Origin of the sequence: Amycolatopsis sp. MJM2582 (genome assembly GCF_000754115.1) — a bacterium.
GTDB lineage: Bacteria > Actinomycetota > Actinomycetes > Mycobacteriales > Pseudonocardiaceae > Amycolatopsis > Amycolatopsis japonica.
Genome location: NZ_JPLW01000003.1, coordinates 442568 through 454544, shown reverse-complemented (window position 1 = coordinate 454544; position 11977 = coordinate 442568). Strand labels below are relative to the sequence as shown.

The window sequence follows — 11977 nt, the reverse complement described above, 5'->3', positions numbered from 1 at the left end:
GACGGTTGACGTCCCGGCAGTCGATACTCGTGGCATGTCCGAGTCCCCCAGCCTCGATGGACTGCGCGTCCTGGCCCATCCCGTGCGGCTGCGCATTCTGTCGCTTTTGACCGGTGTCGCGATGAGCGCGGCCGAAGCCGCGCGTGAACTCGGTGAGACCCAAGCGAATGTCAGCTATCACCTGCGGCGGCTGCACGAGGCCGGGCTGCTCCACGTCGCCGAGGAGGTCCGGATCCGGGGCGGGCTGGCGAAACGCTACCGCCACGACCCGGAGTCCGGTATGCGGTTCACCTCGAAGCACCCGGACGAGGAACAGCTGCTCATCGCGGCGATGGTCGAAGAACTCAAGCGCCGCAGCGAATTCCGGTTGCCGGACGAACGCGGGTCGATCAGCGACGCAGAGATGTGGGTCGACCGCGAGACCTGGGAGAAGGCGCTCGAACACGCTCGCGAACTGAGCGATCTGCTGCACTCGGCCGCGAAACCGCCCCGTACCCGGGGCACGATCCCGGTCAGCGCGACGGTCGCGATGTTCGAGATGAGGCGTCCGTGACGTCCCTGCGCGAACCGTTGCGCCAGCACAACTTCCGCTGGCTGATCGGCGGCCGCACGTTCGGGGAGTTCGGCAACGCCGTCGCCCCGCTCGCGCTCGCGTTCGCCGTGATCGACCTGACCGGTTCCGCCGTCGACATCGGCATCGTCGTCGGCGCCCGCTCGGTGGCGAGCGTGGTCCTGCTGCTGTTCGGCGGGGTGCTCGCGGACCGGCTGCCGCGTTCGGTGATCCTGCAAGGCACCGAAGTCGCCGCCACCCTGACCCAGGCCGTCATCGCCGCGAGTGTCCTTTGTGGATTCGCGTCGATCCCGCTGCTGGTCGGCCTGAGCGTGGTCAACGGCGCGGTGGCCGCGATCTCGGCACCCGCGTCGGCGTCGCTCACCCCGCTGACGGTGCCCGCCACGCAGCTCGCGCAGGCGAACGCGCTGGCCAGGCTGCTGTCGAACTCCGGCCGGATCGCCGGCGCCGGACTCGGCGGCATCCTGGTCACCGCGGTCGGCCCCGGCTGGGCGCTCGGCGGCAACGCGCTCCTGTTCCTGGGCTCCGCCCTGTCCTACCGGCGCATCCGCCTCGACCGCCGGGAACGCGTCCCCGGCAGCCGCCCGCTGGCGGAACTCGCCGAAGGCTGGCGCGAATTCCGGTCACGGACGTGGGTGTGGGTCGTGGTCGTGCAGTTCATGGTGGTGAACGCCGTCATCGCCGGCGGGATCGCGGTGCTCGGCCCCGTCGTCGCCGACAGCAGCTTCGGACGCTCCGGCTGGGGTTTCGCCCTCGCCGCGCAGACGATCGGCTCACTCGTCGGCGGGATCCTCGTGGCCCGATGGCAGCCGCGGCGCGCGCTGTTCGTCGGGGTCGCGGTGATCCTCTTCGAAGCGCCGCCCCTGATCCTCCTGGGCCAGGCGCCCTGGCTCCCGTTGCTGCTCGCGGCCATGTTCGTCTCCGGACTGGCGATCGAGCAGTTCGTGGTCGCGTGGGACGTCTCGCTGCAGGAGAACGTGCCCGAGGACAAGCTCGCGCGCGTCTACTCCTACGACATGCTCGGTTCCTTCATCGCCCTGCCGCTCGGCCAGATGGCGGCCGGACCGGCCGCGCAGCACTTCGGGGTCGGCACGACCCTGCTCGCGTGCGCCGCCCTGGTCGTGGCCGCCACCTGTCTCGCCCTGTGCAGCGGCCAGGTGCGCGGACTGGTCCGGAAGACCCACGCCGCCCTGCCCTGACCGCCCCGCGAAAGTGGTAGCAAAGGTCCCTTGCTCCCTTTTCGCAGGTCACGGCCAGGGACGGACCTCCTCGAGGAGCTTCGCGACCGCGAGCACCAGGTCGTCGGAGTGCCGAGGGCCGACGATCTGCAGGCCGACCGGGAGGCCGCTGGAGGTGCGGCCGGCCGGCACGCTGATGGCGGGCTGCTGGGTCATGTTGAACGGGTAGGTGAACGGCGTCCAGTCCGGCCAGCCGCTCAGCCCGCTGCCCGGCGGCACCTCGTGTCCGGCTTCGAAGGCGGGGATCGGCAGCGTCGGCGTGATCAGCACGTCGTAGCGCGTGTGGAACTCGCCCATCAGGATGCCCAGCGCGGCCCGCTCGGCGTTGGCGCCGAGGTAGTCGCTCGCCGAGAAGGTCTTGCCGAATTCCCAGACCTTCCGCAGCCCGGGATCGACCTTGTTCTCCGAACCGGCGGGGAAGGTGTCCAGCCACTTGGCCGCCCCCGTCGACCACAGGATGTCGAAGGCGGGCTTGGGATCCGTGAAACCGGGATCGGCCTCTTCGATGTGCAGGCCCGCGTCCCCGAGCGACTGGACCGCCGACTTGACGATCTCCGCGACCTCCGGATCGACGTCGACATAGCCGAGCGTCGGCGAGTACGCGGCGATCAGCCCGCGCACGTCGCGGCGGACGGCCTCGCGATAAGTCGAGACGGGCGGGGCGAGCGCGGCCGGATCGCGGTAGTCGGGCATCGCGAGCACGTCGAGGAGCAGCGCCGTGTCGTCCACCGAACGCGCCATCGGGCCGGCGTGCGAGAGCGGCCCGAACGGGCTCGCCGGGAACAGCGGGATCCGGCCGTGTGTCGGTTTGAGACCGACGATTCCGCAGAACGAAGCCGGAATCCGGATCGAGCCGCCACCGTCGGTGCCGACGGAAAGCTCGCCCATCCCCGCCGCGACGGCCGCGGCGCTGCCCCCGCTGGAGCCGCCCGCCGTCGTCGACGGGTCGACCGGGTTGCGGGTGATCCCGGTCAGCGTGTTGTCGGTGACGCCCTTCCACGCCAGTTCCGGCGTCGTGGTCTTTCCCAGCAGTACCAAGCCGTTCTCTCGCAGTCGCGCGGTGACCGGGCTGTCGACGTCCCACTGCTGGTCGGGGTCGATGCAGCGCGAACCGCGCAACGTCGGCCACCCCTGCGTCAGGAACATGTCCTTGATCGAGGCCGGGACACCGTCGAGCCAGCCGATCGGATTACCGTCCCGCCACCGAATCTCGGACGCTTTCGCCTGTTCGAGCGCCCCGTCGGCGTCGACCAGACAGAAGGCGTTGGTCTCACCGTCGCGTTCCTCGATGACACGCAACGCGTTCTGGGTGGCCTCGACCGGCGACAGCTCTCCGGTGGCATACGCGGCGACGAGCTCGCTCGCGGTCAACTTGGTGTCGTTCAATCCGGCCCCTAACCTTGGCGAAGCGTCTCCGACGGCACGTATCCGAGCTGCTTGTCCACGACGTTGCGCAGTGGCTCCCCCGCGCGCCAGCGACGGAAGTTGTCCGCGAACACCTCTACCAGAGTATTACGCCAGCCGACGAAGTCACCCGACATATGCGGCGAGATCAGCACGTTCTCCATAGTCCACAAAGGACTGTCGACGGGGAGCGGCTCGGTGTCGAAGACGTCGAGCGCCGCACCGCCGAGCGGCCCGTCCCGCAGCGCGGCGATCAGATCCGAGGTGACGACCAGTTCACCGCGGCCGACGTTGACGAACCGGGAGCCGGGTTTCATCGCGGCGAAGGCCTCCGCGTCGAACATGCCCTTGGTCTGCTCGGTCAGCGGCGCGACCGCGACGACGTAGTCCGCCCCGGGAAGATGACGAGACAGCTCCGAAGACGCGTACACGTCGCCGAAGTCGGGATCGCCCTCACGAGGATGGCGTCCGACGCCCGCCACCGACATCCCGGCCGCCCGCAGCATCCGCGCGATCGACCGGCCGATCGGCCCGGTGCCGACTACCAGGACGCGCCGGTCGGCGATCCGCTCACTCTCCCGATGCTTCCACTGCCGCTGCTTCTGCAGATCCCACGACCGGGCGAAATCCTTGGCGAACGCGAGGACGACGCCGAGCACGTACTCGGCTATCGCCCCGTCGAACACCCCACGCGAATTGGTGAGCACGACGTCGCTCTCCTGCAGCCCCGGGAAGAGCACCGGGTCGACGCCCGCGCTGGCGATGTGCAGCCAGCGCAGCCGGTCGGCCGCATGCCACGCGCCCGGGACGGCGGTGGACAGGAAGTCGTAGACGAAGAACGCGTCGGCGCCGGATAACGCGTCGGCCAACCCGGCCGCGTCGGTGTAACGAACCACCGCTTCGGCTTCGATAGCGCGCATGTCCGGTGGGCGCGTGTCTCCGCAGAGCACCGCCAGCACAGGGGTCTCCGAGGCGATCACGTTGACACCGTAAAAGTGGCTCGTATGATTGTCAACAATCCGAGGAACGACCCCCGGAGCACCGGACCTGTGACAGCAGAAGCTTTCCGGAGGCTGAGACTTGGATTTCGACTTACTGGAGTTCGAAGGCCCGTTGGCGCAGCGCGGTATCGGCGTGATCGCCCCCTTCGACCTCGCCCTGGAACGCGAGCTGTGGCGCTGGGTGCCCATGGAGGTCTCCCTCCATCTTGCGCGCACACCGTACGAGCCGGTGCCCGTCAGCATGGAGATGGCCCAGCTCGTCAGCGACAGCAGGCATCTCGCCGCAGCCACGAGGGACGTGCTCCACGTGGAGCCCGAAGTCGTCGCCTATCTGTGCACCTCCGGCAGTTTCGTCAACGGTGTGGACTACGAACGTTCTCTGACCAAGGCGATCTGCGACGCGGGCGCGACGGACGCCGTCACCACGTCCGGAGCGCTGGCGGAGGTCTTGCATCAGCTCGACCTCCACCGCGTCTCGGTGCTGACGCCCTACGACGGCGACCTGACCGGGAAGCTGCACGACTTCCTGGCCGAACTCGGCGTCCGCACCGTTTCGAGCGACCATCTCGGCCTGGGCGGCGGCATCTGGAAGGTCAGCTACCGGACCATCGCCGAACGCATCCTCGCCGCCGACCACGCCGACGCCGAAGCCATCTTCGTCAGCTGCACCAACCTCCCCACCTACGATCTGATCGAGCCACTCGAAAGCGCGCTCGGCAAACCGGTCCTCACCGCGAATCAGCTCACGATGTGGGCCTGCCTCCGGCGGATGAACCTGCCGATCGTCGGGCCCGGCAAGTGGCTCCGGGAGGTCGACTGACCTCTTCCCTTACGATTGTCGACAATCTGCCCTCCGGAGGTTCCGTGCCCATCACGCCGTTCGCCCCACCCGAGCCGCCGTCCGAGACGACCACCATCGGGTTCATCTACCCCGATCACGCGGCCGAAGACGACTACCCGCTCGCGGAACAGCTCCTCGGCGGGGACATGGCCGGGATCAAACTGCCGGTCGAGCACATCTACGGGACCGATCTGCACGCCGTGCCCGAACTCCTGGACCTCGGCAGCGAAAGCCGGCTCGCCGACGGCGCCGCGCTGCTGGCCAAACACGAACCGGACGCGGTGGTCTGGGCGTGCACGAGCGGCAGTTTCGTCTACGGCTGGGAAGGCGCCCGCGACCAGGCCGACCGGCTGGCCGCCGTCGCCGGTGTCCCGGCGTCGAGCACCTCCTTCGCCTTCGTCAACGCCGCACAGGCCCTCGGCGTCCGGCGGGTCGCGGTCGCCGCCAGCTACCCCGACGACGTCGCCCGCCTGTTCGTCGAATTCCTCGGCGCGGGCGGGATCGAAGTGGTCTCGATGGGCAGCGCGGACATCGACACCGCCGCCGAGGTCGGCGAACTCGCCCCGGAAGCCGTCGTCGAACTCGCGGTGAGCCGCGACCACCCGGCCGCCGACGCGCTGCTCGTCCCCGACACCGCCATGCGGACGCTCGGCGAGATCAACACGCTCGAAACCAGGCTCCGCAAGCCGGTGCTGACCGCCAACCAGGTCACCGTCTGGGAGGGCTTGCGACTCACCGGCAAGGCCCCGCTCGTCCGCACCTTGGGCGCGCTGTTCGGACTGAGGAGCAGCTGAACCATGTCCTTGCCGGAAATCGAGCCGGTCAGCCGGGAGTCGACCGCCGGGATCATCGCGCGCCAGCTGCGGGACGCGATCATGACCGGCGCCCTCCCTCCCGGCACGCAGCTCGGTGAAACGGATCTGGCGTCCCGGTTCCAGGTTTCGCGGGGACCGCTGCGCGAGGCGATGCAGCACCTCGTCTCCGAAGGGCTCTTGCGCAGCGAGCGCCACCGCGGGCTGTTCGTGATCGACCTCGAACCCGGCGACGTCTACGACATCTACTCGGCGCGCTCGGCCATCGAACGCGCCGCGATGCTGCGCGCCTTGCGCGGGGACCGGGAACGGGTCGCCACCGAACTCGAAGAGGCCGTCCGCGCCATGGCCACCGCCGCGGACGACGACGACCCGACCGCGCTCTCCTGGGCGGATCTCCGGTTCCACGAGGCGCTGATCGCCGCCTCCGGCAGCAAACGGCTCGTGCGCATGGCGCGGACGCTGCTGATCGAGACCCGGATGTGCCTCACCGCTCTGCAGGGGACCTACCAGCAGGTCGAAGAACGGGTCACCGAGCACACCAGGATCATCGAGGCCCTGCGGGCGGGCGACGAAGAGACCGCGCTTTCGCTGCTGGAAGCCCATATGGAGGACGCCGTCCAGCGACTGGCACCGGGAACCAGCCTGCGGGAGGGCGAAGCTCCCGCGGTGCCCTAGGGATTCAGCCACGGCCCCGCGCCCCCAGCACCGGCTGCCCACCGGTCCCGCCACGGAACTCCCTGTCCCACGGCCAATTTCCGTGCTCGTCCTCGTAGACCAGTTGCAGGGCACGGAAGTCCTCGCCGTACAGCAGGACGGCGGTGAGCAGATGCGCCGACGGCGAACTGAGCGGGACGACCTCCAATGACGGCCAGCCCACCTCCGCGGGCAGCACCTCGCCCGGCTCCGGCGGCCCCGACCGGACCACCTGCTGGGCGAAATAGTTCAGCAGCTGACCCGATCTTCGTTCTCTCAGGCCGGTGACGACCAGTTCCGGAAGCCCGGCGTCGGTGAGCCCGACCGTATACGCGAAGCCTGGTTGCACGATTCCGCGCTCGACCGTCTGCACCATCCAGCCGTACTTCCGGATCAGCGGACGGACCTCCTCGGTGAGGTAGTCGGCGCGGGTCTTTCCGGGGTTGTCGCAATGCCAGCACATCGGCACTCCTCCAGTCGTCGAATCCGATGATCGACACTGTGCACCGGGGCACCGACAAAAACTCGCGCCCCGGATCGGCGCGCGTGCGACGAACAGGCTTTCATACCGGAGTTCGCGCCGAGATTCCCTTTCGTGGCAACGCTTTCTTGCCTGAGAAAACAACTTTCTTCAATTAAGGGCAGGGCAAACGTGTCACGGCGGGGCTCAGTGTCCCCAATGTGGCATTGGGGACACTGAGCGTCTCCAATGCCACATTGGGGACATCGGACGAGCTGTGGGCACGCGACACGTCGGCCGCCCTTTCACCATGCCGCATCGGGGACGCAGTGAACGATCCACCCGAAAGAACACTCCCTTGCCCCGGCGATCCAGCTCACTCCACATCCAGAAAAGTTCCCAATGTCGCATCAGAGACGCTCAGCGTCCCTAATGCGACATTGGGAACACCGCACCGCGAAGGCACGAAGGCCCCCTTCACTGCGCCTAACGCAGTGAAGGGGGCCTTCACGTACTAGCCGAAACCATGAATGGACCATTCATGACATCCGGGACTTGACACGTCACCGGTCGGATGGCTCAAGATAGAGCGGCGACCACCGCGGACCCGAGTTCAGCGGTGGTGGACTTCCCACCGAGGTCAGGGGTCTGCACGGTCCCCTCCTCGAGAACCTTTTCCACCGCTGCGCGTACATCTTGTGCCGCAACGGTTTCCCCGAGATGTTCGAGCAGCATCGCCCCCGCCAGGATCTGCGCCACCGGATTCGCGATGCCCTGTCCGGCGATGTCGGGAGCGCTGCCGTGCACCGCCTCGAACATGGAAGGGAGCTCACCGGTCGGATTGATATTGCCCGAAGGCGCCATCCCGAGCCCGCCCGTCACGGCCGCCGCCAGGTCGCTCAGGATGTCGCCGAACAGATTGGAAGCGACCACGACGTCGAGCCGGTCCGGTGCCTGCACCATCCGCGCGGCGAGCGCGTCGACATGACATTGTTCGGCGTGCACGTCCGGATACTCCGAAGAGATCTCGGCGAAGATCTCGTCCCAGAACGGCATCGAGTGAATGAGCCCGTTGGATTTGGTCGCCGAGCAGACCCGCCCCGTCCGCGTCTTCGCCAGTTCGAAGGCATAGCGGATGATCCGCTCCACCCCCACCCGCGTGAACACGGATTCCTGTAAGACGAACTCGTTGCCCAGACCGCGATTGTGCCTGCCGCCGATCTCCGAGTACTCGCCCTCGGAGTTCTCCCGGACGATCACCATCTCCAGTTCGTCGGCGCTCCGGCCGGCCAGTGCCGACGTCGTCCCCGGCAGCAGCCGGACCGGCCGGAGATTGACGTACTGCCCGAACGCACGCCGAACCGGAATGAGGAGGCCCCACAGGGAAACATGATCCGGGACGCCGGGAAAGCCGACGGCACCGAGAAAGATCCCGTCGAACCGGGAGAGTTGCTCGATACCGTCGTCCGGCATCATCGAGCCGGTCTTGGTGTACCGCTCACAACTCCAGTCGAACTCCTGCCATGACAAGGAAAAACCGTGCGATGCCGCCGCGCGGTCGAGGACCTTGCGGGCCTCGACCGTCACGTCGACACCGATCCCGTCGCCGGGGATGCTCGCGATCCGATACGAAGAAGTCACAGAGCCACCGCGATGTACTTGGTCTCGAGGAACTCGTCGATGCCGACGGTGCCGCCTTCGCGGCCGAGGCCGGATTGCTTGATCCCGCCGAACGGCGCCGCCGGATTCGAAACCAGCCCCTGGTTGAGGCCGATCATGCCGGCCTCCAGCCGTTCCGAAACCCGCAATGCCCGCTTGAGATCGGAGGTGTACACATAGGACACGAGACCGAATTCGGTGTCGTTCGCCGCCGCGATGGCCTCGTCCTCGCTGTCGAACGGGGTGATCGGGGCGACCGGCCCGAAGATCTCTTCCGACGCTAGCCGGGCGTCCTTGGGCACGTCGGTGAGCACCGTGGCCTGATAGAAGTTACCCGGGCCGTCCACAGTGGATCCACCGGTGAGGACGCGCGCTCCTCGCTCGGTGGCGTCGGAGACCAGGCCACTGACCTTCTCGACGGCGGCTTCGTCGATGAGGGGGCCGACCACGACACCCTCCTCGGTGCCGCGCCCCATGGGCAGGGCCTCCATGCGCTCGGTGAGGCGCCGGGAGAACTCGTCGACGATGCCCCGCTGGACGTAGAAACGGTTCGCGGCCGTGCAGGCCTCACCGATGTTGCGCATCTTCGCGGTCATCGCGCCTTCGACCGCCGCGTCGAGGTCTGCGTCTTCGAAGACGAGGAAGGGGGCGTTGCCACCGAGTTCCATCGAGGTGCGGAGCACCTTGTCCGCGCACTGTTCCAGCAGTTTCCGGCCGACGCCGGTCGAGCCGGTGAAGGACAGCTTGCGGGCCCGACCGTCCCGGATCAACGGCTCCATCACGCCGCCGGAGTCCGACGTCGTCAGCACGTTCAGCACGCCTTCCGGCAATCCCGCTTCGGCGAGGATGGCCGCGAGGGCCAACATCGAAAGGGGGGTCTGAGCAGCGGGCTTGATGACCATCGTGCAGCCTGCCGCGACCGCGGGACCGATCTTGCGGGTGCCCATCGCCATGGGGAAGTTCCACGGCGTGATCAGCAGACAGGGGCCGACCGGCTGTTTGGTCACGAGGAACCGGCCTGTCCCGTTGGGAGCGACGGCGTAGCCACCGTCGATCCGGACGGCTTCCTCCGCGAACCAGCGGAAGAACTCGGCCGCATAGGTGATCTCGCCCTTCGACTCCGCGAGCGGCTTGCCCATCTCGAGGGTCATCAGCAGCGCGAGCTCGTCGGCGCGCTTGATCAGCAGTTCGTAGGCGCGGCGCAGGATCTCACCGCGTTCACGCGGGGCGACGTTCGCCCAGTCGGCCTGCGCGGCGACGGCCGCGTCGAGTGCGCTGACACCGTCCGCCGGTGACGCGTCGGCCACCTCGCACAGGGCTTCGCCTGTCGAGGGGTCGAGAACGGGGAAGGTCTTCCCGTCGGCGGCGGGCACCCACTTGCCGCCGATGAACAGTTCCTTGTCGACCGACGTGACCACGCCGGCCTCACTGATCGAGCTCATCCCAACGCTCCTCCATGTTGTCCCGAACGCCATGCTATGGATATTGTCAACAATCGACAACAGCTCAGCCGACCTAGGAGCGCAGCCCATGGCCCAGCTATCACCGCTGCTCAAGCAGGCAACGCCGGTCGTGGTCGACCACGGTGAAGGGGTTTACCTCTACGACACCGATGGCAAACGTCACCTGGATTTCACCGCCGGTATCGGCGTGACCAGCACCGGCCACTGCCACCCGCACGTGGTGAGCGCGGCGCAGGAGCAGATCGGCAAACTCATCCACGGGCAGTACACGACGGTCATGCACAAGCCGATGCTGGAGCTGACCGAGAAGCTGGGCGGTGTCCTGCCGGAGGGGCTGGATTCACTCTTCTACGCGAACTCGGGCAGTGAGGCGGTCGAGGCGGCGCTCCGGCTGTCGCGGCAAGCGACCAAGCGGCCCAACGTCATCGTCTTCCAGGGCGGGTTCCACGGCCGGACCGTCGCGGCGGCGACGATGACGACGTCGGGCACCCGGTTCAGCGCCGGGATCTCGCCGCTCATGTCCGGGGTGCACGTCGCGCCCTTCCCGTACGCCTTCCACTACGGCTGGGACGAGGAGACGGCGACGAAGTTCGCCCTGCGCGAGCTCGACTACCTGTTCGCGACGGTCTGCGCACCGAACGAGACGGCCGCGTTCTTCATCGAGCCGGTACTCGGCGAGGGCGGGTACGTCCCGGCGAACCCCGAGTTCCTCGCCGGGCTGCGGGAGCGCGCCGACAAGCACGGGATCCTGCTGGTGATGGACGAGATCCAGACCGGCTTCGGCCGCACAGGCCGGTTCTGGGGACACGAGCACTTCGGGGTGCGCCCGGACATCGTGCTCATCGCGAAGGGGCTGGCGAGCGGCTTCCCGATCTCGGGCATCGCCGCGTCGGAGGAGCTGATGGCGAAGGCGCTCCCCGGTTCCCAGGGCGGCACCTACGGCGGCAACGCGGTGGCCTGCGCCGCGGCGATCGCCACGCTCGAAGTGATCCAGCGCGAAGGTCTGGTCGAGAACGCCGCCGAACGAGGACGCCAGCTCCTGGAAGGCGTGCGGGTGATCGCGGACAAGTCGCCGTCGATCGGTGACGTACGCGGGCTGGGGCTGCTGGTCGGATCCGAATTCACCACGCCGGACGGCGAGCCGGACACGGCGAAGGCCCAGGCGGCGCAGAAAGCCGCGTCCTCCAACGGGTTGCTGCTGCTGACCTGCGGGGCGTACATGAACGTCGTCCGGATGGTGCCGCCACTGATCGTCGACTCCGAACAGGTCGACGAGGCGCTGCGGATCTGGGGCGACGTCGTGGCGGGGGTCGAGTGATGGCCCGCTACATCACGATCACCCTGGACAAGCGCGGGGTGTCCTGCCGCGCCCGGCTGCTCGACGCCGAAGCCCCGCGGACCTGCCGCGCGGTGTGGGACGCGTTGCCGCAGAGCGGTTCGGCCTACCACGCGAAGTACGCGCGCAACGAGGTCTACACGCTCGTGCCGCCCTTCGCCGAACCGAAACCGGGCCGCGAAAACCCCACGGTGACCCCGATTCCGGGGGATGTCGTTTACTTCGGGTTCGAGGCTTGGGAGATCGGCAACCCGGCGTACGGCTACGACGAGGGCAGTGAGGCACACAGCGACCAGGGTGCGACGGATCTCGCGATCTTCTACGGCCGCAACAACCTGCTGATCAACGGCGACGCGGGCTGGGTGCCCGGCAACGTGTTCGCGACGATCGAAGAAGGGCTGGCCGAAATGGCGGAAGCCGCGCAGGATCTGTGGCTGCGCGGTGTCGAGGGCGAGACGCTTTCGTTCGCCCGTGCGTGAAACCCGTGGGCGGTGCG

12 protein-coding genes are annotated in these 11977 nt (G+C 68.0%); 7 read left to right on the top strand and 5 right to left on the bottom strand.

The annotated features are described in order from the left end of the window. Positions 1-34: 34 nt before the first annotated feature. Together ED92_RS20845 and ED92_RS20840 are read left to right on the top strand one after the other, a co-directional pair. Complete coding sequence (locus tag ED92_RS20845; protein ID WP_037341217.1) at positions 35-553, top strand: helix-turn-helix domain-containing protein; 519 nt, start codon at positions 35-37, stop codon at positions 551-553. After that, entirely contained in the window at positions 550-1770 is a 1221-nt protein-coding gene (locus ED92_RS20840) for an MFS transporter (RefSeq protein ID WP_037341215.1), read from the top strand. Before ED92_RS20845 ends, ED92_RS20840 begins: the two co-directional genes overlap by 4 nt. A 48-nt stretch (positions 1771-1818) precedes the next feature. Here the strand turns inward: ED92_RS20840 and ED92_RS20835 are convergent, their stop codons facing one another. Both ED92_RS20835 and ED92_RS20830 read right to left on the bottom strand, forming a co-directional pair. Next, on the bottom strand, positions 1819-3195 hold the full coding sequence (locus ED92_RS20835) for an amidase (RefSeq protein WP_037341213.1): 1377 nt from the start codon (positions 3193-3195) through the stop codon (positions 1819-1821). An 8-nt stretch (positions 3196-3203) separates the two neighbouring features. After that, positions 3204-4193 (bottom strand): D-2-hydroxyacid dehydrogenase, encoded by a 990-nt coding sequence (locus tag ED92_RS20830; RefSeq protein WP_037341211.1) that lies wholly within the window; start codon positions 4191-4193, stop codon positions 3204-3206. Positions 4194-4293: 100 nt separating this feature from the next. On the opposite strand from ED92_RS20830, the gene ED92_RS20825 reads away from it, so the two are divergent. Genes ED92_RS20825 through ED92_RS20815 form a run of 3 tightly spaced genes read left to right on the top strand, consistent with a single transcriptional unit; the run spans position 4294 to position 6545 of the window. Then, the gene (locus ED92_RS20825) at positions 4294-5034 is read left to right on the top strand and encodes a maleate isomerase (RefSeq protein ID WP_016336992.1); all 741 of its coding nucleotides are present in this window, start codon (positions 4294-4296) and stop codon (positions 5032-5034) included. Between the two features lie 44 nt (positions 5035-5078). After that, positions 5079-5849, top strand: a complete 771-nt coding sequence (locus ED92_RS20820; protein ID WP_051972349.1) for a maleate cis-trans isomerase — start codon at positions 5079-5081, stop codon at positions 5847-5849. 3 nt (positions 5850-5852) lie between these two features. Next, a complete protein-coding gene (locus ED92_RS20815) occupies positions 5853-6545 on the top strand; it encodes a GntR family transcriptional regulator (protein WP_037341208.1) in 693 nt (230 codons plus the stop codon). Between the two features lie 4 nt (positions 6546-6549). Here the strand turns inward: ED92_RS20815 and ED92_RS20810 are convergent, their stop codons facing one another. From ED92_RS20810 to ED92_RS20800, 3 genes are all read right to left on the bottom strand, one after another. Continuing rightward, complete coding sequence (locus ED92_RS20810; protein WP_037341205.1) at positions 6550-7026, bottom strand: DUF4262 domain-containing protein; 477 nt, start codon at positions 7024-7026, stop codon at positions 6550-6552. Positions 7027-7602: 576 nt separating this feature from the next. Continuing rightward, positions 7603-8664, bottom strand: coding sequence for a tartrate dehydrogenase (locus ED92_RS20805; RefSeq protein ID WP_037341203.1), 1062 nt, complete (start codon positions 8662-8664; stop codon positions 7603-7605). Continuing rightward, a complete protein-coding gene (locus ED92_RS20800) occupies positions 8661-10124 on the bottom strand; it encodes an NAD-dependent succinate-semialdehyde dehydrogenase (protein ID WP_037341201.1) in 1464 nt (487 codons plus the stop codon). Before ED92_RS20800 ends, ED92_RS20805 begins: the two co-directional genes overlap by 4 nt. 88 nt (positions 10125-10212) lie before the next feature. Between ED92_RS20800 and ED92_RS20795 the strand changes: the two genes are divergently transcribed. Both ED92_RS20795 and ED92_RS20790 read left to right on the top strand, forming a co-directional pair. After that, positions 10213-11463, top strand: coding sequence for an aspartate aminotransferase family protein (locus ED92_RS20795; RefSeq protein ID WP_037341200.1), 1251 nt, complete (start codon positions 10213-10215; stop codon positions 11461-11463). After that, a complete protein-coding gene (locus ED92_RS20790) occupies positions 11463-11960 on the top strand; it encodes a DUF3830 family protein (RefSeq protein ID WP_007033814.1) in 498 nt (165 codons plus the stop codon). Before ED92_RS20795 ends, ED92_RS20790 begins: the two co-directional genes overlap by 1 nt. Positions 11961-11977 lie beyond the last annotated feature (17 nt).